Source organism: Aureimonas phyllosphaerae (assembly GCF_047943035.1).
Taxonomy (GTDB): Bacteria; Pseudomonadota; Alphaproteobacteria; order Rhizobiales; family Rhizobiaceae; genus Aureimonas; species Aureimonas phyllosphaerae.
Genome location: NZ_CP181348.1, coordinates 3,817,877 through 3,840,948, shown reverse-complemented (window position 1 = coordinate 3,840,948; position 23,072 = coordinate 3,817,877). Strand labels below are relative to the sequence as shown.

Below are 23,072 nucleotides of genomic sequence, written 5' to 3'. Positions count from 1 at the left end.
TCGGCCATATCGGTGTCCTCGATGATTCGCAGCCTTATCCGTGTCCTGTCGCTGACCGCGTTCGGGATCGCGTTTCTGCCCCTCGGCGCCCATGCCGCCTCGACGCAGGTCGCGGTCGCCGCCAACTTCACCGACGCCGCCAAGGAGATCGCCGACGCCTTCAAGGCGAAGACCGGCGACGAGGCGGTGCTGTCCTTCGGCTCCACCGGGCAGTTCTACACGCAGATCACGCAAGGCGCGCCGTTCGAGGTGTTCCTCGCCGCCGACGCGGTGCGCCCGAAGAAGGCGGTCGACGAGGGCTACGGCGTGCCCGGCAGTGTCTCTACCTACGCGATCGGGCAACTGGTTCTCTATTCGACCGAGGCCGGCAGGGTGACGGGCGAGGAGACGCTGAAGTCCGGCACCTTCACCAAGATCGCGATCGCCAACCCGGAGGCCGCCCCCTACGGCGCCGCCGCGATCGAGGCGATGAAGGCGCTCGGCGTCTACGACGCTCTCCAGCCGAAGATCGTGCAGGGCACCTCGATCGCGCAGGCCTACCAGTTCGTCGAGACCGGCAATGCCGAACTCGGCTTCGTGGCGCTGGGGCAGGTCGTCAACGCCAAGGGCGGCTCGCGCTGGGATGTGCCGCAATCGCTCTACACGCCGATCCGGCAGGACGTCGTCCTTCTGAAGACGGGCGAGGCGAACGCGGCGGCCAAGGGCTTCGTGGAGTTCCTGCGTTCGCCGGACGCGATCGAGATTATCCGCAAGTACGGCTACCGGACCGGCGAATAGGGGACGATGGACTGGAGCGAGCTCTGGTCGCCGATCCGGCTGACGCTGGAGCTGGCGACCCTGACGACGCTGCTACTCCTCGTGATCGGCACGCCGATCGCGTGGTGGCTGTCGCGCTCGCGCGTCTGGTGGAAGGAGGCGGTCGCGGCGGTGGTCGCGCTGCCGCTGGTGCTGCCGCCGACCGTTCTCGGCTTCTATCTTCTGATCGCGCTGGGGCCGAGCGGGCTCGGCGGGTGGTTCGGACCGCTCTTCGGCCTGCGCACCTTCGCCTTCTCGTTTCCCGGACTGGTGCTCGGCTCGGTCGTCTACTCGATGCCCTTCGTGGTTCAGCCGATCCGCAACGCCTTCGAGGCGGCGGGCGAGCGGCCGTGGGAGGTCGCGGCCACCTTGCGCGCCTCGCCCTGGGACCGGTTCTGGAGTGTTGCCGTGCCGCTGGCGCGGCCTGGCTTCCTGACCGGGGGGGTGCTCGGCTTCTCGCACACGGTCGGCGAGTTCGGGGTGATCCTGATGATCGGCGGCAACATTCCCGGCACGACCAAGGTCCTGTCGGTGGCGATCTACGACTATGTCGAGACGCTGCAGTGGCAGAAAGCGCATGTGCTGGCGCTGGGCATGCTCGTCTTCTCCTTCCTGGTCATCTTCTCCGTCTCGCTCCTGGAACGGCGACGGGTCGAGGCGCGCCGATGATCGAGGCGCGGTTTCGTGGAGCGCTCGGCGGCTTCACGCTCGATGCCGCGTTCCGGGCGCCGATGCGGGGGGTGACGGCGCTCTTCGGGCCGTCGGGCTGCGGCAAGACGACGGTGCTTCGCTGCATCTCCGGGCTTCAGAAACTCGACGGTCGCCTCTCGGTCGGCGAGGCCGTCTGGCAGGACGAGCGGCACTTTCTCGCACCGCACAGGCGGCCGATCGGCTACGTCTTCCAGGAAGCGAGCCTTTTTGCCCACCGGTCGGTGCGCGGCAACCTTCTCTACGGCTACGATCGGGCGATGCGAGGTCGCCTCGAGCCGCCCGCCATCGGCTTCGAAGAGGTCTGCGACCTTCTCGGGCTCGACCGGCTGATCGAGCGCGCGCCGCGCCACCTGTCGGGCGGCGAGCGGCAGCGCGTCTCGCTCGGACGGGCGCTCCTATCGCAGCCGCGCCTTCTCCTGATGGACGAGCCATTGTCGGCGCTCGACGCGATGGCGAAGGCGGAAATCCTGCCCTACTTCGAGCGGCTTCACGCGCGGCTGAACCTGCCGATCCTCCTCGTCACCCACGACATCACGGAGGTCGAGCGGCTCGCCGACAGGCTGGTGCTGATGCGGGCGGGCCGTGTGGAGGCCGAGGGGCCGCTGAACGATCTCCTGACCGATCCGGCCCTGCCGTTCGCCCGCACGCGGGGAACGGCGGCGGTCCTCTCCGCGCGGGTCGCCGGGCGCGAGGCGAGCGACGGTCTCGTGCGGCTTGATCTCGACGGGCAGCCGGTGCTCGTCGCGGCCGTGCCGATCGAGCCGGGATCGCCCGTGCGGCTGCGCATCGCGGCGTCCGACGTCAGCCTCGCGCTCGACCCGCCCTCGCGTTCGACGATCCTGAATGTCCTTCGCGCGCGCATCGAGGCGATCACCGACGCGGGGGAGGCGGAAGCCGTGGTCACGCTGGCGCTCGGGGCGGGAGAGGGACAGCGCCTGCCCGCGCGCATCACGCGCCGCTCGCTGGCCGCGCTTCAACTTGCGCCCGGCATGGACGTCTACGCCCAGGTGAAGGGCGCTTCACTCTCCGCGTCGCCCGGCGCGGTGGAACCCTGACGGAACTCGAAGGAGACCGAACCCATGCGCATTTCCGCCCGCAACAGCCTGAAGGGCCGCATCGTCTCGATCGATAAGGGCGCGACCACCGCCCATGTCCGCATCGATGTCGGCGGCGCGATCGTCACCTCCGCGATCACCAACGCCGCTGTCGAGGAACTCGGGCTCGAGGAAGGGCAAGAGGCCTATGCCGTCGTGAAGGCCTCGGACGTCATGATCGGCGTCGACTGAGAAACCAGAAAGGGGCGCCTCGCGGCGCCCCTTTCTTCTTCCAACATCAATGGGCCGGCTCGGCATCCGGCGGCGGCAGCGCCTTGGCGTCCTTCTTCTTCGGCTTCTTGTCGCGCGCGAGCAGCTTGTAGAACAGCGGCACGAAGAAGATCGCGACGAAGGTGGCCATCAGCATGCCGCCGATGACGCCGGTGCCGATCGAATGGCGGCTGGCGGAGCTCGCGCCGGTCGCGATCGCCAGCGGCACGACGCCGAGGATGAAGGCGAGCGACGTCATCACGATCGGGCGGAAGCGGAGCTTGGCGCCCTCCAGGGCCGCATCGAAGGCCGAGAGGCCTTCCTCGCGTTTCAGGACCGCAAATTCCACGATCAGGATCGCGTTTTTCGCGGCCAAGCCCACAAGTGTCACGAGGCCGATCTGGAAGTAGGTGTCGATCTCCAGCTCCCGCAGCCAGATCGCCAGCAGCGCGCCGAACATGGCGAAGGGCACGGCGAGGATCACCGCGATCGGCAGCGACCAGCGCTCGTACTGCGCCGACAGGATCAGGAACACCATGACCATGCCGAAGCCGATCGCGATGGCGCCCGTGCCGCCCGCCTGGATCTCCTGATAAGCCGAGCCCGTCCAGGCGATCTCGTAGCCCTCGGGAAGGACCTCGGCCGCCGCTTCCTGCATCGCCTGCAGCGACTGGCCGGACGAGTAGCCGGGAGCCGGGCCGCCCGAGACCTTGGCCGCGTTGAACGCGTTGAAGCGCTCGATGAGATCGGGTCCGACGATGCGCTTGGTGATCAGAAGCGAGTCCAACGGTACCATCGAACCGTTTGACGCCTGGACATAAACGAAGCGCAGATCCTCCGGCTTCTCGCGGAAGTCCGATTCCGACTGGAGCGAAACGCGGTAGTTGCGCCCGAGAAGAGTGAAGTCGTTGACGTAGAGCGAGCCGAAGGTCGACTGCATCGTCTCGAAGATCGAGGAGATCGGTACGCCGAGCGCCTTTGCCTTCTCGCGATCCACGTCGATCTGGTACTGCGGCACGTTCGCTTCGAAGGTCGTGCGGACGCCCGCAAGCTCCGGCCGCTCGGAGGCGGCGGCGACCAGCGCCTGGGTGGCCTCGATCAGCGCCTGGCTGCCCTTGCCGGTGCGGTCCTGCACGAAGAGGTCAAAGCCGCCCGTGGTCGACAGGCCCTGGATCGGCGGCGGCGAAAAGGCGAGCACCATGCCGTCCTGGATTCCGGCGTTCATGCCGATGAAGGTGCCCGGCAGGTTGCGCGCGTCCATCGAAGGGTCGGTGCGCTCGCTCCAGTCCTTCAGCGTCACGAAGGCTGCGCCCGCGCTCGACTTCTGCGAACCGGAGAGAAGGTCGAAGCCTGCGAAGGCGACGACGTCGGCGACCGCCGGATGCTGACGGATGTTGGCCGAGACCTGGTTCATCACGTCGGTGGTGCGCGACAGCGAAGCCGCCGGCGGCAGCATGGCCACGGCGAGGTTCGTACCCTGGTCCTCGTCCGGAACCAGCGAGGAGGGGATGGTCTGAAAGAAGTAGACCGTACCGCCGATCAGCGCGCAGAAGAGGACGAGCGACAGGACGGCGCGGCGCATGACGAAGGCGACGCCGTGGCCGTAGGCGTTCGTCAGCTTGTCGAACATCCGGTTGAACCAGCGGAACGGCGCCAGCGGCTCCTTGTGCTCCTCGCGCAGGATCAGGCCGCAGAGCGCGGGCGTCAGCGTGAGGGCGACGATGCCGGAGATCGTGACCGAGGTCGCGATGGTCACGGCGAACTGGCGGTACATCGTGCCGGTCAGGCCGCCGAGGAAGGCGACGGGAATGAACACGGCGCAAAGCACCAGCACGATCGCGATGACCGGCGAGGTGACCTCGCCCATGGCCTTTGCGGTCGCCTCCTTCGGCGGCAGATGCTCGTCGCGCATGATGCGCTCGACGTTCTCGAGCACGACGATCGCGTCGTCCACCACGATGCCGATCGCGAGCACGAGCCCGAACAGCGTCAGGAGGTTGATCGAGAAGCCGAGCGCCAGAAGTACGCCGAACGTGCCGATGATCGACACCGGCACCGCGATCATCGGGATCAGCGTCGCGCGGAAGCTCTGAAGGAAGAGGTAGACCACGACCAGCACGAGCACCATCGCTTCGATGAAGGTGTGGATCACCGATTCGATCGAGGCGTTGATGAACTTCGTCGTGTCGTAGGGGATGGCGTAGGTGATGCCGTCGGGGAAGGACTTCGACAGCTCCTCCATCCGCGTGTTGACAGCCGCCAGCACGTTCAGCGCGTTGGCGCCCGGTTGAAGGTAGAGGCCGATCGGGATCGTCTCTGAGCCGTTGTAGGTGGCGTTGAAGGCGTAGTCCTGGGCGCCGAGCTCGACGCGGGCGATGTCCTTCAGGAGCAGCGACGCGCCGTTGGCGTCGGAACGGATGATGATGTTCTCGAAGGCCTGCGCGTCCGGCAGGCGCCCCGCCGTCGTCACCGAATAGGTGAAGGCGAGCGGCGTGTTGGAGGGCTGCGCGCCGAACTGGCCGGCGGCGAACTGGGCGTTCTGCTCGCGGATCGCGTTGGCGACGTCGCCCGGCGTCAGCTGGTACTGCGCCAGCTGGTCCGGCCGCAGCCAGATGCGCATCGAGTAGTTGCGCTGACCGAAGAGCTGGGCGTTGCCGACGCCCGGAACGCGCTTCAACTCGTCGAGGACGTAGAGCAGCGCGTAGTTCGACACATAGGTCGCGTCGTAGCGCGGGTCGGACGAGGACATGGTCGCGACCGCGAGGATCGACGAGGACTGCTTCGTCACCGTGACGCCGAGGCGCTGCACCTCGGAGGGAAGCGACGAGATCGCCTGCTGGACGCGGTTGTTGACGTTGATTGTCGCCTGGTCCGGGTCTGTGCCCGACTGGAACGTGACGTTGATCGTCGAAGTGCCCGCCGAGGAGTTCGACGAGTTCATGTAGATCATGTCCTCGACGCCGTTGACGACCTGCTCGATCGGGGCGGCGACGGTCTGGGCGACGGTCTCGGCGGAGGCGCCGGGATAGGTCGCCGAGATCTGGACCTGCGGCGGCACGAGTTCGGGATACTGCTCGATCGGCAGCGCGCGCATGCCGGCGAGGCCAGCCAGCACGATGATGATCGAGATGACGGCCGCAAAGACCGGGCGGTCGACGAAGAAGCGGTTCACTGGGCGGCTCCGGCCTGTGCCGACCCTTGCGCGCTGCCGTTCGCGGCGGCTTGCTGCGGTGCGGCTGCGGCGGCGGGCGCGGCGTTCGCGCCGGCGGCCGGCTGCGCGCCCGAAGCGTCGGGCTGGGTACCCGCCGGGTTCACCGGCGAGCCCGGACGGACCTTGATGACGCCGACGGTGACGACCTTGTCGCCGTCCTTCAGTCCATCGGCGATGAGGAGCCGGCCTTCCAGCTCGCGCCCGACCGTGACGGGCCGCACGGCCGCGACGTTCTTGTCGTCGAGCGTATAGACGAAAGTGCCCTGCGGGCCCTGCATCAGGGCCTCGGTCGGGATCGTGACCGCATTGGGGACGACGATGCCCTCGATCTCGACGCGGACGAACTGCCCCGGCAGGAGCTGGCTTTCCGGGTTGGGAAGCACGGCGCGCGACAGGATCGTTCCAGTCGATTCGTCGATGCTGGACGAGGTGAAGTCGATCGTTCCCTGCTGGGCATAGTTCGTGCCGTTGCCGAAGCGCACGGTGACGCGCAGCGTATCGAGCGAGCCCTCGGCCTTGCCGGTCTCGATCATGTTGCGGATCGAGAAGGCTTCCGAGTCGGCCGCCGAGAAGTTGACGTAGGCGGGGTCGAGCTGGGTGATGCGGGTGAGGAGGGCGCCCGAGGTGAGAAGCGAGCCTTCCGGCACCTGCTCGAGGCTGGTGATGCCGCTGGCCGGGGCCTCGACCGAGGCGTAGTCGAGATTGAGCGTCGCGGTCTGGAGTTGCGCCTCGGCGGCGGCGACCTGCGCGTCGGCGAGAAGGCGCTGCGCAGTCGCGTCGTCGAGCGTCGCGGTGGAGGTGGCACCCGAGCGCACGAGCGACTGCGTCCGCTCCTGCGTGCGCTGGGCGTTGGCCTGCGTCGCCTGCGCCTGCTGAAGCTGGGCCTCCGCCAGCGCGACCTGCGCCTCGAACGGGCGGCGGTCGATCTCGAACAGGAGGTCGCCTTCCTTGACGCGCGAGCCCTCGTTGAAGGTGCGCCGCAGGAGGATGCCGCCGACCTGCGCCCGCACTTCGACCTCCCGAGAGGCACTGACGCGCGCGGGGTATTCGAAGGTCACCGGAACGTTCTCCGGCTTGATCGTTATCACCGTGACCGCCGGTGGCGGCGGGGCCGCGCCGCCGCCGGGGGCCTGCGCCAGCGCGGGCGCGGCAAGGGTCAGGATCGCAACCGCCGAAAGGAGGAGGGAGGAACGGGGCATCGGGAACTCCGGGAGGCCGGACCGCAGAATCCGGCTTGAATGGTCGCTTACATACATTCATATATGCATGTAATCAAGGAGGCGGGCGTGCGGCGCACAAAGGCAGAAGCTCTCGAGACGCGCAGCGTCATTCTCGATGCGGCGGAGCAGGTGTTCTTCGAGCGAGGTGTCAGTCAGACCAGCCTCACCCACATAGCGTCGCATGCCGGGCTGACGAGAGGCGCCATCTACTGGCACTTTTCCGGCAAGAGCGACCTGTTCATGGCGATGCACGAGCGCGCCTACCTGCCGCAGCGCGTGTTCCTGGAAAGCCAGAACCTTCTGGCCGAAGACCGCCCGCTGCAGGCGCTCGAGCGCACCATGCGCGAGAGCATGCGCCGCTTCGCAAAGGACGAGCGCGCCAAGCGCGTCTACTCGATCCTGATGCTGCGCTGCGAGTACGTGGGGGAGATGGAGAGCGTCATGTGCACCCACCGCGAGGGCGAGGACCACATGCGGGACGTGATCCAGACGGCGTTCACAAGAGCGAGAGCGGTCGGCGAGATGCGATCGGACGTCGATCCTCAGACCGCCACGAACGTCTGCGTCGGCGCGATGACGGGCATCCTGACCGAATGGCTTCGTCGAAACGAGTGCTTCGATCTGATCGAGGCGGCCGACATGGCGCTCGGCTCCCTCTTCACAGGGTTCCGGGCGATGGACCGAAGCGCCAAGGCGGCCTGAGCGTCAGCGGTACCGGCCGGCCTGCACGAGCGCGATCAAGCGGCGCAGCGCGATCGGCTGGTCAAGGGTGCTGCCGTTCGCGCTCAGGGCGGGGCGTACTTTCCCGCCGCTTGCGTTGCCGCTGTCCGGCGTCGTCGGGGCGAGATGCTGCGCAAGGCCTTCCGCGAATCGGTCGAGTGCAATGCGGAGGCGATTCTCGAATTCCGTGACGGCCGGATCGGATCGGGACATGGGGCGGTACCTTCGCTGCGAAAACGTCCAGCCTGCCGACTCTGTCTGGGAAAAAGGACAGAATTCCTGTTTGCGTCTGTGGATTGCGGGGAAAGCCCACAGGTTTAACGCCGATCACACCGAAGGTTCGGCGCGCGATGGAAAGAAAATATTCCTACATGCGTTCCGCGCTTGCTAGCCTTGGCTTCCCGAGCAACGGAGCGTCTCCATGTCCCAGTGTTTCAACCCGTCCGCCGCTGCGGCCTTCCCGTCCGCCGTCACCGGCGCCGATCCCGGCGGGCGCGGGCGGCTGCAGTGCCGCGTCGCCGTCGACATCGTCTCGACCTTCCTCGGCGTGCCGGCCGCCGACATCCTGTCGGAGCGGCGCGCGCAGGCGCCGGTCGCGCGGGCGCGCCATGTCGCGATGTACCTGTCGCACGTGGCGTTCCAGCTATCGCTGAACGCGGTCGCGGCCGGCTTCGGGCGAGACCGGACGAGCGTCTCCTACGCGGTCGCGCGGATCGAGGACGAGCGCGACGACCGGGGCTTCGACGCGATGCTCAGCCGCATGGAAGCGCTGGCCCAGTCCTGTCGGCGGCTTGCCGTGCCCGGGGCGGGCGAGGGGGACTTCTGATCCGATGGGCATCCAGGACGAGTCGCCGCTCACCCGGTTGGCGAGCCGCAAGGGCGCGGACGGCCAGCCGTTCCTCGCCGCGCACGAGGTGGCGGCGGGAGAGCGGTTGAGAGCCGACTTCACGCGGGGCGGCCTGATGCCGAGCGTCACGCAGCGCTGGGACGCGGTGCCACGCTCGGGCGGCGGCGCGGCGGGGCCCGCCGATCTCTCGGATGCCGCGCTCGACTGCCGCCGGCGTGTGGAAAAGGCGATCGCCGCCGTCGGGCCAGAACTGTCCGGCGTCCTTCTCGACGTGTGCTGCTTTCTGAAAGGCACGGAGCGCGTCGAGGCGGAGCGCCAGTGGCCGGCTCGTTCCGCCAAGCTCATGCTGAAGACGGGACTGGCCGCCCTCGCGCGCCATTACGGCTACGTGCACGAGGGTGCGAGTGGCCGGGGCGCGATCCGCTCCTCGCGCGGCAGCTGACTCAGGCGGCTTCCATCGCCGACTTCGCGTCGGCCTGGATGCGGCGGACCATGGAGCGGAGCCCGTTGGAGCGCTGTGGGGTCAGGTGATCCTGGAGGCCGATCCGCGCGAAGAGGGCTTCCGCGTCGAGCGTCAGGATTTCCGGCGCGGTGCGGCCCGAATAGAGCGACAGGGCAACGGCGACGAGACCCTTCACGATGTGGGCGTCCGATTGCCCGGCGAACCGGATGCGCGGCGGCGAGCCTTCGTCGGTCCGGCTGGTCAGCCAGACCTGACTGACGCAGCCCGGCACCTTGGTGTGCTCGTTCATGTCGGCCTCGTCCATCGGCGGCAGCTCACGGCCGAGCTCGATGAGGAAGCGGTAGCGGTCTTCCCAGTCGTCGAGAAGCTCGAAGTCGGAGACGATCTCGTCGATGTCGCGCATGATGTCCTCGTTGGCGGACCGTCGCTGCGATCCGCCGCCTCATATAGGCAAGGCGCCAAGGCTTGTCAGGCGGCTTCAGCCGGCGGGGGCGACGTAGGGGCGCGGCGGGGGCGCGGCGGGCAGTCGGGGCGAATGCGCGGCCGGGTGCTCGGCGGGATCGACGTTGGCCGCGGCCGGCTCGACGGGCGCCGGGCCGGGAGCGGTCGCCGGAGCGGCGGTGGCCCCGGCCGCCAGCCCGTAGACGAAGGTCAATCCCTCGACGATCCGCGCACCCGCGAACTGGAGGGCGTCGCGTCCGCTCTCGCAGGCGCTCGGCGCCCGCTCGCAGAAGCCGCCGAGATCGGTCGCGGCCTGCTGCACCGCATAGACGAGGGCTCCGGCCGACAGGCCGGCCGGCACGCCGTCCGCATCGTCCTGCGCCGGGGCGAGGAAGAACAGGGCAAGGCCGATCAGGAACGCGAGCTTGATGAGGAGGCGCATGTCGGGCCCTGCGATGGTCCTGCGAAACGGTCGACCTTCGGCGGTCGACGGCGGCGGGTGCGGTCGATGCTGCGCGAAACCGTCACGCAACCGTTCTCCCCTTAGCCCAAATTCGAGACGATTGCGCCCCGCCGGGCATCTCGATGTTCCGTCGGCGCGGAAGAGGGCTGGTGTAAGATACTGATCCGTATGGGAGATCGATCGGTAATCGTTCGTTCAACATAAGTCGCGATCGAGGTTGGATGCCCCGGTTTTTCTGCGGGTGCGGCGGGGCTGCCACGGGTCGCCTGCGCTCGGCTTATGGCTTCTTTAAAAGGTTAAGGGCCAAGCTCCGTCCAAGATGTTTGACGGTTCGCAGGGCCCATGACGGGCCCGTTGATCGGACCGCCGCTTGTGGATGAGTGATGACGCAGTCGCGAAACAGCCGGGACACCGGACGATCGGCCGACTTCGGAAGCGGTCTGGCCGCAGGGCTGGACCGGATGGCGGAGATGGTCGGCGCAACCGGCGGCGCGTCGCCGCTTCCGCGCGTCGTGCGGCGCCTGGCTGCGGGCATGATCGCCTCCGGGCTCGGGATCGCCGTCCTGTCGCCGCTGACCCTGGTCATGCCGGTCGGGACCCTGATCCTGCCGGTTCTTCTCGGCGTCGCCGTCGTCTGCCTGGCGCTGGCCGCCGCGCTGATCGCGCGCATGGACCTCGACCTCGTGCTCGCCGGCCTACATCTGGCGGCCTCCGTGCTGGTCGGGATCCTCGCCCTGTCACTCGACAGCTTGTGGCCGCTGGCGCTGATCGCGGTCGGCCCGATAGAAGCCTGGACCGCGGGCGCCCGCCTGCGCGCGCGGCTGATGATGCCGGCGATGCTCGCGGCCTTCGGGCTGACCGGTTTTCTGTCGTTGCATGGGATGGGCCCGGCGGGCCAGGGCTTCGCCGGCTATACGGTGGCCCTGCCGCTTTGCGCCTCCTACGCGACCTTCGTGTTCTGCCGCCGCGCGTTCGGCAGGCGGGGCGCGACCGCAACGGAAGGCGATACCGATCTCCTCGCCGTGGTCGCGGCGGATGCGGCGGCCGACAGCTTCGTGTCGCAGCTGCATCTTCTCGACCGCATCGCCTACCTCAGGGGGCTCGACGACCTGCGCGCCGGCAGCGACGCCCGCATGCTGAGCCTGCGCCTTCGCGTTTCTGGCGAGACCTTCCGCGCCGCGACGCTCCGGCTTGAGCCGGTGCGCGAGGGGACGGGCGTTCTCGTGGCCGTGCGCATCCGCGAACCGGGTGCCCTGTGCGCCCCGCCGGCCGCGTCCGCCGTGGACGCACGCCAGGCCGCCTTCATCGCCACGGTCTCGCATGAGCTGCGCACGCCGCTCAACGCCATCGTCGGGTTCGCCGACATGCTCGACCAGGAACTCTGCGGTCGCTTTTCCGACCCGCGGCAGAAGGAGTATGTCGGGCTGATCCGTCGCTCGAGCGAGCATCTCGTCGGCGTCGTGAACGGGCTTCTCGACGTGTCGAAGATCGAGGCCGGGCGCTACGAGCTCCAGCTTCAGGACTTCAGCCTGTCCGACGTCGTCGAGGCGGCGGCCGAGATGGTCCGAGGCGAGGCCGATCGCAAAGGGCTGCGGCTCGTGGTGCGCGCGCCGGCCGCCGGCGAGAGCGTCACTGCGGACGGGCATGCCTGCCGCCAGATCCTCGTCAACCTCCTCTGCAACGCGGTGAAGTTCACCGATCGCGGGACGGTGTGCCTGACGGCGGCGCAGGACCCGGACTTCCTGACCTTCACGGTCAGCGACACCGGTATCGGCATCGCGGAGGCCGACATCGGGCGCCTCGCCCAGCCGTTCGTGCAGTTGTCGCAAGGGGCCACGCGGCGCTATCAGGGAACCGGGCTCGGCCTGTCGCTCGTGAAGGGGCTCGCGGAACTCCACCACGGCAACCTGCACATCCGCAGCCAGCCCGATCGCGGCACCACCGTGACCGTCCGTATCCCGACCGACTGCGCCGACCGGATCCAGGCCGACCGAACCCATTCCGAAAATATCGTAGCGTTGACCGATGCCCGCAAGAAAACCAGCACCCTCCGCCAAGACGCGCAAGCCCGCCGCTCGGCGTAAGCCGCGCGGCGGTCTGGCCGGGACGATCGCGCTCGGCATCCTGCGAGCCTCGCTCGCCGGTTTGATGACCGGCGCGCGCATCGTGGCGGCGCGACCCGCGCTGTTCGGCGGCATCGCCGTGTTCTCGATCTCGGCCGGGCTCGTCGCGGACAACGCGCTGAACCGGCAGGCCGGACCGCACCGCCATCCGATGCTGGTGACGCGCGACGTCTCGCCCGCCGCCGCGCCGGCGTCCGGCGTCCGGACGGCCGAAAAGTCCGCGCCCCGACCGATCGGCAACGATCCGCGCATCGTCGCCTTTCCGCTTGTTCGCGAGGTTCAGGCGCTTCTGGCCGAGCAGGGCTATTACAAGGCCGAGGTGGACGGGCGCGCGGGGCAGGCGACCGATATGGCGATCCGCGCCTTCCAGACCGAACGGGGTTTGCGCGTCGACGGCATGGCGACCCCGCTTCTCCTGACTCAGATCCGCGCCGCCGGACATGCCGAGGAGATTGACCCGACGCAGGTCGCGAGCCTCGAAGCCGCCGGAACCGCATCGGACGCCTCGGTGGGGGGCGGCAGCGATCTCGTGCGCCAGATCCAGGCCGGCCTCGCAGACGCGAGGGTGGCCGACCTGAAGCCGGACGGCATCCTCGGCGAACGGACCAAGGCGGCCATCCGCACGTTCCAGGCGCTCGAAAGCCTCGACGTAACCGGCGAGCCGTCGCAGGAGGTGCTGGACCGTCTGCGCTCCCTGTCGGCTGCGAACTGACGAGCACCATGCGACTGACCAGCGAGATGTTCGCGGCGTACCTCGTGCGCCGCGTCTTTGCCGATGGCGGGTTCGCCGCCGTCATGCGGCGGGGCGCGGATGCGGCGGGCGCGGTGTTCGTGGTGCTGCGCGAGCGCGACGCCGCAATCCGCCTGTTCGGGCCCGCGCCGCAATCCATGGCCGACGAAAAGGGCGACCGTCGCTTCGTGGCGGAGGCCGTGACCAACGAGGCGGCGCTCGACGCGCGGTTCGCGCGCGAAGCCCGCTTCGACCCGGATTTCTGGGTGGTGGAGATCGAGACCGATCGGCCCGATCGCTACATGACGATCGTGGCCGCGGACTGAGGCGTCAGCCCTGCGCCTCGCGCGGGGCGGGACGCTCGGTGCGACGCCCGAACTCGCGGCGTCCCGGCTCGAAGGAGCGAATGCCCTCGCTGGCGGCCCGTGCGGCCGGCTGGAGGCGCGCCGCGTTCACCATCGACCGGCAGTCCTCGACCTTCAGGGTGCGGTAGAACAGCGCCAGCCGGTCGAAGGCCAAGACCTCGAGCCCGACCGCGGGCTTCAGCATCATCATGATGCTCATCGCGTCGGCCGACGGGGTCTTCAGCGCCTTGAGGGCGACGGCGAGGCGCTCGCCGGTCGGGTCGGCGGCGATTTCGAGGACGGTACGGCCGTCGATCGGCAGCGCCTGCGATAGCATGTCGTAGAACGCGGCTTCCTGCCGCTCCATCGCGAGAAGCAGCAGCGCTTCCGTGTCGACGGGCTGCACCTGCGGCGCGGTCCGACCGGTCAATGCCAGACGTCGCAGCGCTTCGCGCACGCCGTCGACGGACGGACCCTGACGGCGCTTAGACGCGACCGGCTCGAGAAGCGGGGTCTCGGCGAGAAATTCGGGCGCAAGCGACGGGCTGTCCGGCTGCGCGGCGGTCGCTGCCGCTGCGGCGGGTTCGGCCGCTGCCATCTCGGCTACCGCCGGAGCGGATATGGTGGGGGCGGGCGCAGGACCCTCGGCGCGCCGTGTGCGGTTGTCGAGAAGGCGCGCGACGCGCTCGTCCCCGGTCGCACGCAGATGCGCGAGGTCGCGCTCCTCGAGCACCGGGCTCGAGATCAGGAAGGGTGCGGAGACTTCGATCGGTTCGGCGACGAGGAGATCGACCAGCGAGCGCGGCACGCGAGCCGAGTGCGACAGGGCGGCCGCGGCGTTGCGCCGCGTCTCGGACCCGATGCGCCCCCAGAGCGGCACCACGAGGCGGGCCATGTCGTCGGCCTGGCGCTGCGTCGGATGGCGCAGCGCGCCGTAGGCCGTGATGGCGGCGGTGACGACCGTGTCGAACTGCTGCTGGGCCGGTTGGCGTTCGAGGGATCGGAAGATCCGCGGTGCGGCGTCCTTCATGGGGCTCCAGGCGAATGTGCGGGTGGTGTCCGGCCGTTCGACAGGATTAGACGCAATCCCTTAGCAACCTGTTAACCCTGCGAACCCTGCCCGCGCCTGACCTTCCTGGTTCGCACCCGCAAGGTGCGAACGCACAACCGGCGGTCAGCGCCGGACAAGGCGTGGACGCGATATTGCGCCTCGGGAAAGACGACGGGACGACCCTCGGGTGGCGTTTCAGGGAACGGGTTGCCACGCCGATACTTTCCCGCGACCGAAACGCGGATTCGGGAAGGAGGCGAGAAATGACCAACGTGCTGAGACTCGTCGTCCCCAGGCGGGACGAAACCCGCAGGACTCAAGCGGAACCATTCCAACGAACGGGCGACGTGCTGATCCTGCCATGCGTGCGATACGAGCGGATCGAGGCTCGCGAGGGACCGGCTGCCAGGCGAAGCCTGAACGTATCCCTGACCCACGATCCGCTGCTGCAGGATCTTACGGCCTGAGCCGATCCCATCAGTCCGGGCAAGCCTCGTTCGGCGTGCCTGCGGCGCGGCGGCGGTCTTCCCGAATTGACGATAGCCCGATTTGTCCCGGCTCCTTCTCGCGTCAGCCCGCGGGGCGTCCCGCTTCCTCGTCGGTGGCCGGACGGCAGGCGATCGAGCGCACGAAGCGATCGACGAAGGGGCGCTCGCTTTCGCTGTCGACCAGCGAGCGGACCATCACGTAGCCTTCGTCCGTCGGCAGTTCGACCGACACCGTCTGGTCCGGCAACTCGCTTCCCTCGACCCGCGCGAGATCCAGCTGCTCGCGGGTTCCGATCAGGAGATCCAGCGCGCCTTCCAGCGCCACCCGCTCGCTGATGCTGAAGAGGTTGTCGCCGTTGCGCGCGTAGACCGAGGCGGTCCAGAAACCGGTGCGCTCCTCGGCCGTCAACCGTGCCGGGCCGTTCTCCAGCGAGAAGCGGCAGGCGACGTCGATGAAGGCCGGATCGATGAAGGCGAAGGCCGTCGCGGCCGGCTGCGCGCCGGAGGTGCCTGGAAGGTCGGCTACCCGTACGACGGAAAACAGGTCGCCGAAGCGCGCAAGGCGCGCCCACGCGTCGTTCTCGGCCTGCATCGGGATCGAGAAGATGATGGCGATGTGAATGATCGCCGCGCCGACGAGCCCGACGAGGACGGCGAGGAAAAGCTTACCCATCGACGAGGCAGCCGGTGCGCACGATGAAGGGCATGGCGATAGGCGCGGCTCCGATGTCCGTCGAGATCGGGGTGTCGTAGAAGGTGAGGGCGAGGACGTAGCCGCCATTGCCCTCGACCGCCAGCCAGTTGCCTGGCTGCGCGCGCGGACCGACCGAGACCAGCGCGCGGTTGTCGTCGGAGCGCATCCAGTTCAGCGACACGAGATGGGAGGGGCGGCCTTCCGCGACCGGGATCGGCTGGCCGGCGAAATCGAAAGCCGAAAGCGTCGCGATCCGGGCGGGCGGATAGGCGCCCTCCAGTCGGTAGTCGCATTCGCGGCGAAGCTCGCGCCCCTGCGTGTCGACGCGCGCCTGGAAGGCCACGCCTTCGCCGAGACCCAGCGTCAGGTCGCCGGAGCGGGCGAGGCGGGCCTTGGAATAGGGATCGGCCGTCGGCGAGCCGGCGGTGCGGTTGGCATGCCACGGGCCGACGATCTGGATGTCCGCGCCCTCGTAGCTCTCGAGCATGCGCGCGGCCGACCATGTGCCGAGGCCCAGCGCGACGCCGATGGCGAGGAGGGTGAGGACGAGAAATCGCATGGGCGGTGTATGACCCCGATCCGGCCGGCGCGCCAGAGGCGTTCCGTCAGCGGCTGACGCTCGGCGTCGCGCCGTCGGGCTGGGTGGACGCGAACTTCTCGGGCGCGGACGGCGGCAGGGTCGTCAGCAGAAGTTCCAGGTCGGACAGGATGCGCCGCGTGTTGTTGTTGATCAGCGCCGGGCGGGCGATCTGCGGCGCGTCCTCGCCCTCGGGCTTGGGCACGTCGATCGAGCCGGGGGCGGGGATCGGGTCGTCGATATAGGGGATAGGCCGCAGCTCGATGCCCTGATGCGCCGCCTCCATGAAGCGCTGCCAGGTCATGGCGGGGAGGCCGCCGCCGGTCAATTTGTTGGTCGGCTTGTAGCTGTCGTTGCCGAACCAGACGGCGGCGGTGAAATTGCCGGTGAAGCCGACGAACCAGGCGTCGCGATAGCTCTGCGTCGTGCCGGTCTTGCCGCCCGCGCGCGTCATCGAGAGGCGGGCGCGGCGGGCCGTGCCGACCTCGGGGATGCGCACGAACATCTGGTTCATGCTCTTCGTCGCCTGCTCGGACAGGACGCGGCGGCGCGGCGGCATGTCCCGCTCGGCATCCCAGAGGACGTGGCCCTCGGCGTCAGTGATCTGCTGGACGGCATGACGGTTCGACGTCAGGCCGCCGGCCGGGAAGACGGAATAGCCGGTCGCCTGGTCGAGGATCGTCACCTCGTTGGTGCCGAGCGCGATGGTCTTGTCGCCGCGCAGCGGGGTCTCGACGCCCATGTTACGGGCGAGTTCGGCGACCTTGCCGGGGCCGGCGCCCTTCTCCTGGCTGAGCTTGACGGCGACCGTGTTAAGCGATCGGGCCATCGCGTCCTGGATCTGCAGGCGGCCGGCGTATTTCAGGCCGTAGTTCTGGGGCGACCAGTTGCCAACGCTGACCGGGCCGTCGACGACCATGTCGGTCGGCTTGTGGCCGTTCTCCATGGCGAGCGCGTAGACGTAGGCCTTGAACGAGGAGCCCGGCTGGCGAAGGGCGCGGGTGGCGCGGTTGAACTGCGACAGGCCGTAGTCCCGGCCGCCGACCATGGCGACGACGCCGCCGTCGTCGGCGATCACCGCCATCGCGCCTTCCTCGACGCCGAAGGTCTTGCCGTACTGGCGCAGGTGGAAGTCGACGGATTCGTCGGCCAGTTGCTGGAGGCCCATGTCGATCGTCGTGCGGGCGACGAAGGTGCGCTGCGGCAGGTCGGCGGCGATGCGCTGGATCTCGTCGAAGGCGAAGTCGAGGAAGTAGTCCGGCGACTTGATGACGGAGCGATCGACCGCGGTCGCGGGATGGCGGCGCGCGGCGACGACCTGGCCCTCGGTCATGAAGCCGGAATCGACCATGGCGCTGAGCACGACGTTGGCGCGGGCGCGGGCGGCGGGCAGGTTGTTGTGGGGTGCGTACTGCGTCGGCGCCTTGAACAGGCCGGCGAGCATCGCGGCCTCGGCGAGGTTCACGTCGCAGATGTTCTTGCCGAAATAGAACTCGGCCGCCGCCGCCGCACCGTTGGCGCCGCCGCCCATGTAGGCGCGGTCGAGATACATGCCGAGGATCTCGCGCTTGGTGAGGTTGGCCTCGAGCCAGAGCGCCAGGAAAGCCTCGTTGACCTTGCGCTCCAGCGAGCGCTCGTTGGACAGGAAGACGTTCTTGGCGAGCTGCTGGGTGAGCGTCGAGCCGCCCTGCACGACGCCGCCGGCGCGCGCGTTCTGGCCGAGCGCGCGGCCGAGGCCGATAAAGTCGATGCCCCAGTGCTCGAAGAAGCGGCGATCCTCGGTGGCGAGCACCGCCTTGACGAAGTGGTCGGGCAGCTCGTCGATGGGAACGGCGTCGGCCTTGAGGATGCCGCGCCGGCCGATCTCGTTGCCGTGCCGGTCGAGGAAGAGGACGGAATAGTCGGCCTGCTGGGGAAGGCCGGCGACGGTCTTCTTCATGGCCGGCTGGGCGAGGACGAGGAGGACGATGAAGCCGGCGAGGCCGATCGTCAGCGTCTCGCAGCAGAGCTCCACGACGGCGCGGTTGAAGCCGCGCACGCGAAAGCGGCGGGATGCGATGGTGACGCTTTCCCAAGCGCCGGAAAAGCCATGGAAAAGACGCCAGAGCGTGGTATCCAGCCAAGCATCGACTTCCATCAGTCGGGATGGAGCGCGCCGCCCCTTCGGCTTGGACGAAAACAGTTTCGGCACGGTCAGCCCATCCCCCGGCGCGCCGCTTCGACGCGTCGAACCATCTTACAAGAACCTGTCGGCGAGACAATCAGCCGTCGGCATCGTCGGCCCCGAAAGGCCATCCAATGCAGACGTATATGGGCGGTTCCGAGGCGCGGCCCACAGGTTCCATGGATCGCAGAGCAAGATGAACGAAACCCCCTTCTGGGCGCGCAAATCGCTCGACGAAATGACGGCGGAGGAGTGGGAGTCGCTGTGCGACGGCTGCGGCCGGTGCTGCCTCAACAAGCTGGAGGACTGGGACACCGGCGAGATCATCTGGACCAACGTCGCCTGCCACATGCTGGACGGCGCGAGCTGCCGCTGCGCCGACTACGAGAACCGGCATGCGAGCGTGCCGGACTGCGTGACGCTCGACCCCGATCTCGTCCGCTCGATCGCCTGGCTGCCGCCGTCCTGCGGCTACCGGCTGATCGCGGAAGGCCGGCCGCTCTACTGGTGGCACCACCTCGTGTCGGGCGATCCGGACACGGTGCACCAGGCGGGCGTTTCGGTGCGGGGGCGCACGGTGAGCGAGGAGGGGATGGAGCCGGAGGACTACGAGGACCACCTCGCCGCGTGGCCGGGCGACGATCCCGGCGAAGGCGATCAATCCAAAATAGGAAAATCGTCTGAATTAGGAAAATAGTCATTGACTGCGTGACGGTGCCGATGTAGGGTTCAGGCATAGTCGAATTGGTGCGCTTCGAAGGCGGTCGCTTCCCGGCAGGGACGGCCGCCTTCTGCGTTTCCGGAAAGCGGGGTGGCATGGGGAAGCCGGACGACACGCTCCTGTCGGAGCGACTGTTCGCGGCGCTGACCGCCGAGGTCTCGGCGCTGGAGAAGCGGCCGCGGCGGGTGGCCGAAACGCCCGGCGTGCCGGTGCCGAAGAAGACGACGGCCGAGCGCGCGGGCGAGGCGAAGGCACGGGTCGAGGCGATCTCGCAGCTGACGCGCACGCTGGAAAAGCTCCTGGAACTGCGCCGGCTCGAAGCGCTGTCGCGCGAAACGGGCCGGCGCGAGGACACGGCCGAAGCCGACGCCCTGCGCGCGGAGATGCTGAAGCGCCTGCGGGCGATCGACGCGCGGCGTGGCGGGGCGGCCGGGCTGTTCGAGGCGTTGGCGCCCGCCGAGGCGGCCGTCTGATGGCCGAGGCGTTCTGGCAGGACGTCGAGCGGGCGCTGGACGGGCAGCCGGCGCATGTGCTGCGGGGCGCGATGCCGCCCTGGGCCGCCTGCGCGCGGCCGGCGCAGCTTCCGCCGCCGGGCGACTGGCGGCAATGGCTGCTGGTGGGCGGACGGGGCTCGGGCAAGACGCGGGCGGGTGCGGAATGGGTGCGGGCGATGGCGCTCGGCGAGGCGCCGATCGGCGCTTGCGTCCACGGGCGGATCGCGCTGGTGGCCGAGACGCTCGGCGACGCGCGGGAGGTCATGGTGGAGGGCGAAAGCGGCTTGAGGGCGCTCGACTACGAGACGCGGCCCGTGTTCGAGGCGTCGCGCCGGCGGCTGGTCTTTTCCAACGGCGCGGTGGCGCAGGTGTTCTCCTCGGAGGACCCCGACGCCCTGCGCGGCTACCAGTTCGATGCGGCCTGGGGCGACGAGCTGGCGAAGTGGACCCACGCGGAGGGCTGCTTCGACAACCTGCAACTGGCGCTGCGGCTGGGGACGCGCCCGCGCATGGTGCTGACGACGACGCCGCGCGCGGTGCCGATCCTCAGGCGGCTGATGGCCGAGGTGGGAACGGCGGTGACCCGGATGCGGACCGCCGAGAACGCGGGCAATCTCGCCGCCGGCTTCGTGGCGGCGATGGACGCGCGCTACGGCGGGTCGCGGCTGGCACGACGGGAGCTCGACGGCGAGATGATCGAGGCGCGCGAGGACGCGCTGTTCGACCGGGCGGCGATCGACCGGCTGCGGGTGCGCGTCGCGCCCGACCTCAACCGGATCGTCGTGGCGGTGGACCCGCCGGCGTCCTCCGGCCAGGCTTCGGACGCCTGCGGCATCGTGGCGGCGGGGCTCGCCGGCGACGGGACGATCTACGTTCTGGCGGACCGGAGCCGACGCGGGCTGAAGCCGCCGGAATGGGCGGGCGCGGCGGTCAGCCTCTATCGCGAACTGGAAGCCGACCGGATCGTCGCCGAGGTGAACCAGGGCGGCGAGATGGTGGAAGCGGTGCTGCGGGCGGTGGCGCCCGACGTGCCGGTGTCGAGCGTGCGGGCGACGCGGGGCAAGTGGGTGCGGGCTGAGCCCGTGGCCGCGCTCTACGAGCAGGGGCGCGTGCGCCACGCGGGGAGCTTTGCCGAACTCGAGGACGAGCTTTGCGATTTCGGCACGGACGGCCTGTCGAACGGCCGCTCACCGGACCGGCTGGACGCGATGGTCTGGGCGGTGACGGCGCTCAGCCACCCGCGCTGCGAGCCGCGCATTCGACGGCTGTGACGCCAGCCGCTTAACGCATTCCGTTCAACGGAGACATGAGATGGGTTTGACGACGAGGCTGAAGGCTTTGGCGGGGCTGGCGCCTGCCTCGGCGGGTGCGCCCGAGGTGCGCTCGGGTGCCGGCGGCGGGGCGCTGGTGTTCGCGGGTGCGGCGGACGAGGCGGACTGGACGGAGCGATCCTACGGGTCGCTGGCGCGCGCCGGCTTCATGCGCAATCCGCTGGTCTATCGCTGCGTCCGGCTGATCGCCGAGACCACGGCCGCGGTACCCTTCGTTCTCTACGAAGGGCGGCGCGAGGTCGAGACGCATCCGCTGCTCGATCTCCTGCGCCAGCCGAACGGATTGCAGGATGGCCCGGCGCTGATCGAGACGCTGGTCGGGCATCTTCTCCTTTCGGGCGCGGCGCATGTCGAGGCGAGCGTTCTCGACGAGCGGCCCCGGCAGCTTCACGCGCTGCGGCCGGACCAGATCCGGACGATGTCGTCGGCAGACGGCTGGCCGGAGGCGGTGGAGCAGCGGGTGGGCGGGCGCGTCCGGCGCATCGCGCTGGAAGGCGACGGCGAGCGGCCGGCACGGGTGCTGGCGATCCGGCTGTTCCACCCGTTGAGCGAGGCCGACGGGTTCGCGCCGGTCGGCGCGGCGCAGACGGCGCTTGATCTCCACAACGCGGCGACGCGCTGGAACAAGGCGCTGCTCGACAACTCGGCCCGGCCCTCCGGCGCGCTGGTCTACCAGCCCGGCGACGGCGGCAACCTGACGGGTGACCAGTTCGAGCGGCTGAAGACGGAACTGGAAAGCGGCTATGCGGGCGCAGCGCGCGCCGGGCGGCCGATGCTTCTGGAAGGCGGGCTCGACTGGAAGGCGATGGCGCTGAGCCCGCGCGACATGGATTTCATGGAGGCGCGCAACGGCGCGGCGCGGGACGTGGCGATCGCCTTCGGCGTGCCGCCCATGCTGCTCGGCATCCCGGGCGACGCCACCTACGCCAACTACGCCGAGGCCAACCGGGCGCTGCTGCGGCTGACCGTCCTGCCGCTGGTGTCGCGCCTGTCCGGCGCGCTCGGCAACTGGCTCGGGCCCTTCTTCGAGGGCGGGCGAGACCTTCGGCTCGGCTTCGACGCCGACCGGATCGAGGGGCTTTCGGTCGAGCGCGAGGCACTGTGGTCGCGGGTCGGCGCGGCAGGCTTCCTCGACGAGGACGAGAAGCGTGAGGCGGTGGGCTACGGGCCGCGCGGGCGGCGCGCGGCGGGGTAACGGGGGAATTTCATGGATACGATGACGGGGGACGTGGCGTCCCCGCTGGCGCTGTTCGGCGCCAAGCTGGCGGGCGCGGTCGGCGGTTCGGTGATCTCGATCGCCTACCTCCTGCCGAACGGCCGGCGCGAGGCGATGGCGCGGTTCTTGACCGGGGCCGTGACGGGCGTCGTGTTCGGCGGGCCGGCGGGGATCGCGCTCGGCGACCATCTGGCGCTCGGCGGGCGGGTCGGAGCGGCCGAGCTCCTGCTGATCGGCTCGGCGGCGGTGAGCCTGTCGGCCTGGTGGGCCCTCGGCGCTTTGCAGCGGTTTGCCGAGGGGCTCTGGGTCCGGCCGGCGCGAAAGGGGCAATCATGACGCGGGTGCCTTCTATCAAACGCACGGTGCCGCTTGCGGCCGTGGCTGACGAGGACGAGACGGGGCTGATCCGCGGCTATGCGAGCCTCTTCGAGCGGACCGACCGGGCCGGCGACCGCATCCGTCGCGGGGCCTTCGCGCGTTCGCTGGAGGAGCGCACGGCGGCCGGCGTTCGAATGCTCTGGCAGCACGATCCCGGCGAGCCGATCGGCCGCTGGACGGTTTTACGCGAGGACGCCCGCGGGCTCTATGCCGAAGGCCAGCTGGAACTCGGCAGCCGACGCGGGCGCGAGGCGCTGGCGCTTCTGCGAGGCGGGGCGATCGACGGGTTGTCGATCGGCTTCCGCACCCGGCGCGCCCAGCCGCTGCGGGACGCGGCGCGCCGGCTCCTGACCGATATCGACCTCTGGGAGATCTCGCTCGTGACCTTTCCGATGCAGGACGCGGCGCGGGTGCGCGAGGTGCGTGGCCTAGCCTTCGACTGGGCGGGCTGCCTTCGCGAGGCGGCCCGGCGGATCGCGCGGCCGGGACTTGCCGTCGGCGCCTGACGCTCCTTCCCCATTTCGACCTTCCTCGAACCCCGTGTCAGGCCTGCCGGCGCGGGGTTCGCCTTTTCCAGCCTGAGGAG

At 69.4% G+C, this 23,072-nt stretch carries 24 protein-coding genes and 1 pseudogene; 16 read left to right on the top strand and 9 right to left on the bottom strand.

Annotated elements, in window-relative coordinates; genetic code table 11:
- Nucleotides 1–21: 21 nt before the first annotated feature.
- From modA to ACLNGM_RS18335, 4 genes are read left to right on the top strand one after another with little or no spacing between them, the layout of a single operon-like run.
- A complete protein-coding gene (gene modA / locus ACLNGM_RS18350; protein ID WP_416356039.1) occupies nucleotides 22–777 on the top strand; it encodes a molybdate ABC transporter substrate-binding protein in 756 nt (251 codons plus the stop codon).
- Nucleotides 778–783: 6 nt separating this feature from the next.
- Complete coding sequence (gene modB / locus ACLNGM_RS18345; protein ID WP_416356038.1) at nucleotides 784–1,464, top strand: molybdate ABC transporter permease subunit; 681 nt, start codon at nucleotides 784–786, stop codon at nucleotides 1,462–1,464.
- The gene (gene modC / locus ACLNGM_RS18340) at nucleotides 1,461–2,561 is read left to right on the top strand and encodes a molybdenum ABC transporter ATP-binding protein (RefSeq protein ID WP_416356037.1); all 1,101 of its coding nucleotides are present in this window, start codon (nucleotides 1,461–1,463) and stop codon (nucleotides 2,559–2,561) included. Before modB ends, modC begins: the two co-directional genes overlap by 4 nt.
- Nucleotides 2,562–2,585: 24 nt before the next feature.
- Nucleotides 2,586–2,792, top strand: coding sequence for a TOBE domain-containing protein (locus ACLNGM_RS18335; protein ID WP_090958275.1), 207 nt, complete (start codon nucleotides 2,586–2,588; stop codon nucleotides 2,790–2,792).
- Nucleotides 2,793–2,838: 46 nt separating this feature from the next.
- On the opposite strand, the gene ACLNGM_RS18330 is transcribed toward ACLNGM_RS18335, so the two are convergent.
- Together ACLNGM_RS18330 and ACLNGM_RS18325 are read right to left on the bottom strand one after the other, a co-directional pair.
- Nucleotides 2,839–5,982: an efflux RND transporter permease subunit gene (locus ACLNGM_RS18330; RefSeq protein WP_416356036.1), complete on the bottom strand. Its 3,144-nt coding sequence runs from the start codon at nucleotides 5,980–5,982 to the stop codon at nucleotides 2,839–2,841.
- On the bottom strand, nucleotides 5,979–7,220 hold the full coding sequence (locus ACLNGM_RS18325; protein WP_416356035.1) for an efflux RND transporter periplasmic adaptor subunit: 1,242 nt from the start codon (nucleotides 7,218–7,220) through the stop codon (nucleotides 5,979–5,981). Before ACLNGM_RS18325 ends, ACLNGM_RS18330 begins: the two co-directional genes overlap by 4 nt.
- A gap of 87 nt (nucleotides 7,221–7,307) precedes the next feature.
- On the opposite strand from ACLNGM_RS18325, the gene ACLNGM_RS18320 reads away from it, so the two are divergent.
- Nucleotides 7,308–7,943, top strand: coding sequence for a TetR family transcriptional regulator (locus tag ACLNGM_RS18320; RefSeq protein WP_416356034.1), 636 nt, complete (start codon nucleotides 7,308–7,310; stop codon nucleotides 7,941–7,943).
- A 3-nt stretch (nucleotides 7,944–7,946) separates the two neighbouring features.
- On the opposite strand, the gene ACLNGM_RS18315 is transcribed toward ACLNGM_RS18320, so the two are convergent.
- On the bottom strand, nucleotides 7,947–8,174 hold the full coding sequence (locus ACLNGM_RS18315) for a hypothetical protein (protein WP_416356033.1): 228 nt from the start codon (nucleotides 8,172–8,174) through the stop codon (nucleotides 7,947–7,949).
- 208 nt (nucleotides 8,175–8,382) lie between these two features.
- Here ACLNGM_RS18315 and ACLNGM_RS18310 point away from each other — a divergent pair, with 208 nt between their 5' ends.
- A complete protein-coding gene (locus tag ACLNGM_RS18310; RefSeq protein WP_175526722.1) occupies nucleotides 8,383–8,787 on the top strand; it encodes a helix-turn-helix domain-containing protein in 405 nt (134 codons plus the stop codon).
- Nucleotides 8,788–8,806: 19 nt separating this feature from the next.
- Nucleotides 8,807–9,250: pseudogene (locus tag ACLNGM_RS18305) on the top strand (DUF6456 domain-containing protein); the annotation flags it as partial.
- Nucleotide 9,251: 1 nt separating this feature from the next.
- Here the strand turns inward: ACLNGM_RS18305 and ACLNGM_RS18300 are convergent.
- Nucleotides 9,252–9,674: a SufE family protein gene (locus ACLNGM_RS18300; RefSeq protein ID WP_416356032.1), complete on the bottom strand. Its 423-nt coding sequence runs from the start codon at nucleotides 9,672–9,674 to the stop codon at nucleotides 9,252–9,254.
- Between the two features lie 75 nt (nucleotides 9,675–9,749).
- The gene (locus ACLNGM_RS18295) at nucleotides 9,750–10,154 is read right to left on the bottom strand and encodes a DUF5330 domain-containing protein (RefSeq protein ID WP_416356031.1); all 405 of its coding nucleotides are present in this window, start codon (nucleotides 10,152–10,154) and stop codon (nucleotides 9,750–9,752) included.
- A gap of 404 nt (nucleotides 10,155–10,558) precedes the next feature.
- Here ACLNGM_RS18295 and ACLNGM_RS18290 point away from each other — a divergent pair, with 404 nt between their 5' ends.
- Genes ACLNGM_RS18290 through ACLNGM_RS18280 form a run of 3 tightly spaced genes read left to right on the top strand, consistent with a single transcriptional unit; the run spans nucleotide 10,559 to nucleotide 13,354 of the window.
- On the top strand, nucleotides 10,559–12,259 hold the full coding sequence (locus ACLNGM_RS18290; protein WP_416356030.1) for a sensor histidine kinase: 1,701 nt from the start codon (nucleotides 10,559–10,561) through the stop codon (nucleotides 12,257–12,259).
- The gene (locus ACLNGM_RS18285) at nucleotides 12,201–13,010 is read left to right on the top strand and encodes a peptidoglycan-binding protein (protein ID WP_416356029.1); all 810 of its coding nucleotides are present in this window, start codon (nucleotides 12,201–12,203) and stop codon (nucleotides 13,008–13,010) included. The genes ACLNGM_RS18290 and ACLNGM_RS18285 overlap by 59 nt, the downstream gene beginning before the upstream one ends.
- An 8-nt stretch (nucleotides 13,011–13,018) precedes the next feature.
- Entirely contained in the window at nucleotides 13,019–13,354 is a 336-nt protein-coding gene (locus ACLNGM_RS18280) for a DUF1491 family protein (RefSeq protein ID WP_416356028.1), read from the top strand.
- Nucleotides 13,355–13,358: 4 nt separating this feature from the next.
- Here ACLNGM_RS18280 and ACLNGM_RS18275 read toward each other — a convergent pair whose 3' ends face one another.
- The 4 genes from ACLNGM_RS18275 to ACLNGM_RS18260 form a co-directional block, all read right to left on the bottom strand.
- The gene (locus tag ACLNGM_RS18275; RefSeq protein ID WP_416356027.1) at nucleotides 13,359–14,402 is read right to left on the bottom strand and encodes a hypothetical protein; all 1,044 of its coding nucleotides are present in this window, start codon (nucleotides 14,400–14,402) and stop codon (nucleotides 13,359–13,361) included.
- 591 nt (nucleotides 14,403–14,993) lie between these two features.
- Nucleotides 14,994–15,584: a DUF1254 domain-containing protein gene (locus tag ACLNGM_RS18270; RefSeq protein ID WP_416356026.1), complete on the bottom strand. Its 591-nt coding sequence runs from the start codon at nucleotides 15,582–15,584 to the stop codon at nucleotides 14,994–14,996.
- On the bottom strand, nucleotides 15,577–16,164 hold the full coding sequence (locus tag ACLNGM_RS18265; RefSeq protein WP_416356025.1) for a DUF1214 domain-containing protein: 588 nt from the start codon (nucleotides 16,162–16,164) through the stop codon (nucleotides 15,577–15,579). Before ACLNGM_RS18265 ends, ACLNGM_RS18270 begins: the two co-directional genes overlap by 8 nt.
- Before the next feature lie 46 nt (nucleotides 16,165–16,210).
- Entirely contained in the window at nucleotides 16,211–18,319 is a 2,109-nt protein-coding gene (locus ACLNGM_RS18260) for a transglycosylase domain-containing protein (RefSeq protein ID WP_416358486.1), read from the bottom strand.
- Between the two features lie 223 nt (nucleotides 18,320–18,542).
- Between ACLNGM_RS18260 and ACLNGM_RS18255 the strand changes: the two genes are divergently transcribed.
- From ACLNGM_RS18255 to ACLNGM_RS18230, 6 genes are all read left to right on the top strand, one after another.
- Entirely contained in the window at nucleotides 18,543–19,043 is a 501-nt protein-coding gene (locus ACLNGM_RS18255) for a YcgN family cysteine cluster protein (RefSeq protein WP_416356024.1), read from the top strand.
- A 119-nt stretch (nucleotides 19,044–19,162) separates the two neighbouring features.
- On the top strand, nucleotides 19,163–19,540 hold the full coding sequence (locus tag ACLNGM_RS18250) for a hypothetical protein (RefSeq protein ID WP_416356023.1): 378 nt from the start codon (nucleotides 19,163–19,165) through the stop codon (nucleotides 19,538–19,540).
- Entirely contained in the window at nucleotides 19,540–20,832 is a 1,293-nt protein-coding gene (locus ACLNGM_RS18245; protein WP_416356022.1) for a DNA-packaging protein, read from the top strand. Before ACLNGM_RS18250 ends, ACLNGM_RS18245 begins: the two co-directional genes overlap by 1 nt.
- 40 nt (nucleotides 20,833–20,872) lie before the next feature.
- Complete coding sequence (locus ACLNGM_RS18240; protein WP_416356021.1) at nucleotides 20,873–22,087, top strand: phage portal protein; 1,215 nt, start codon at nucleotides 20,873–20,875, stop codon at nucleotides 22,085–22,087.
- A 12-nt stretch (nucleotides 22,088–22,099) separates the two neighbouring features.
- Nucleotides 22,100–22,444 (top strand): DUF6107 family protein, encoded by a 345-nt coding sequence (locus ACLNGM_RS18235; protein WP_294644784.1) that lies wholly within the window; start codon nucleotides 22,100–22,102, stop codon nucleotides 22,442–22,444.
- Entirely contained in the window at nucleotides 22,441–22,992 is a 552-nt protein-coding gene (locus ACLNGM_RS18230) for an HK97 family phage prohead protease (protein ID WP_090958234.1), read from the top strand. Before ACLNGM_RS18235 ends, ACLNGM_RS18230 begins: the two co-directional genes overlap by 4 nt.
- Nucleotides 22,993–23,072 lie beyond the last annotated feature (80 nt).

Coding starts and splice junctions, on each gene's coding strand:
- ACLNGM_RS18335 (WP_090958275.1), top strand. CDS start 2,586: ATGCGCATTTCCGCCCGCAACAGCCTGAAGGGCCGCATCGTCTCGATC.
- ACLNGM_RS18300 (WP_416356032.1), bottom strand. CDS start 9,674: ATGCGCGACATCGACGAGATCGTCTCCGACTTCGAGCTTCTCGACGAC.
- ACLNGM_RS18315 (WP_416356033.1), bottom strand. CDS start 8,174: ATGTCCCGATCCGATCCGGCCGTCACGGAATTCGAGAATCGCCTCCGC.
- ACLNGM_RS18280 (WP_416356028.1), top strand. CDS start 13,019: ATGCGACTGACCAGCGAGATGTTCGCGGCGTACCTCGTGCGCCGCGTC.
- ACLNGM_RS18250 (WP_416356023.1), top strand. CDS start 19,163: ATGGGGAAGCCGGACGACACGCTCCTGTCGGAGCGACTGTTCGCGGCG.
- ACLNGM_RS18260 (WP_416358486.1), bottom strand. CDS start 18,319: ATGGAAGTCGATGCTTGGCTGGATACCACGCTCTGGCGTCTTTTCCAT.
- ACLNGM_RS18245 (WP_416356022.1), top strand. CDS start 19,540: ATGGCCGAGGCGTTCTGGCAGGACGTCGAGCGGGCGCTGGACGGGCAG.
- ACLNGM_RS18255 (WP_416356024.1), top strand. CDS start 18,543: ATGAACGAAACCCCCTTCTGGGCGCGCAAATCGCTCGACGAAATGACG.
- ACLNGM_RS18310 (WP_175526722.1), top strand. CDS start 8,383: ATGTCCCAGTGTTTCAACCCGTCCGCCGCTGCGGCCTTCCCGTCCGCC.
- modA (WP_416356039.1), top strand. CDS start 22: ATGATTCGCAGCCTTATCCGTGTCCTGTCGCTGACCGCGTTCGGGATC.
- ACLNGM_RS18270 (WP_416356026.1), bottom strand. CDS start 15,584: ATGGGTAAGCTTTTCCTCGCCGTCCTCGTCGGGCTCGTCGGCGCGGCG.
- ACLNGM_RS18275 (WP_416356027.1), bottom strand. CDS start 14,402: ATGAAGGACGCCGCACCGCGGATCTTCCGATCCCTCGAACGCCAACCG.
- ACLNGM_RS18265 (WP_416356025.1), bottom strand. CDS start 16,164: ATGCGATTTCTCGTCCTCACCCTCCTCGCCATCGGCGTCGCGCTGGGC.
- ACLNGM_RS18285 (WP_416356029.1), top strand. CDS start 12,201: ATGCCCGCAAGAAAACCAGCACCCTCCGCCAAGACGCGCAAGCCCGCC.
- modC (WP_416356037.1), top strand. CDS start 1,461: ATGATCGAGGCGCGGTTTCGTGGAGCGCTCGGCGGCTTCACGCTCGAT.
- ACLNGM_RS18230 (WP_090958234.1), top strand. CDS start 22,441: ATGACGCGGGTGCCTTCTATCAAACGCACGGTGCCGCTTGCGGCCGTG.
- ACLNGM_RS18240 (WP_416356021.1), top strand. CDS start 20,873: ATGGGTTTGACGACGAGGCTGAAGGCTTTGGCGGGGCTGGCGCCTGCC.
- ACLNGM_RS18235 (WP_294644784.1), top strand. CDS start 22,100: ATGGATACGATGACGGGGGACGTGGCGTCCCCGCTGGCGCTGTTCGGC.
- ACLNGM_RS18325 (WP_416356035.1), bottom strand. CDS start 7,220: ATGCCCCGTTCCTCCCTCCTCCTTTCGGCGGTTGCGATCCTGACCCTT.
- ACLNGM_RS18295 (WP_416356031.1), bottom strand. CDS start 10,154: ATGCGCCTCCTCATCAAGCTCGCGTTCCTGATCGGCCTTGCCCTGTTC.
- ACLNGM_RS18290 (WP_416356030.1), top strand. CDS start 10,559: ATGACGCAGTCGCGAAACAGCCGGGACACCGGACGATCGGCCGACTTC.
- modB (WP_416356038.1), top strand. CDS start 784: ATGGACTGGAGCGAGCTCTGGTCGCCGATCCGGCTGACGCTGGAGCTG.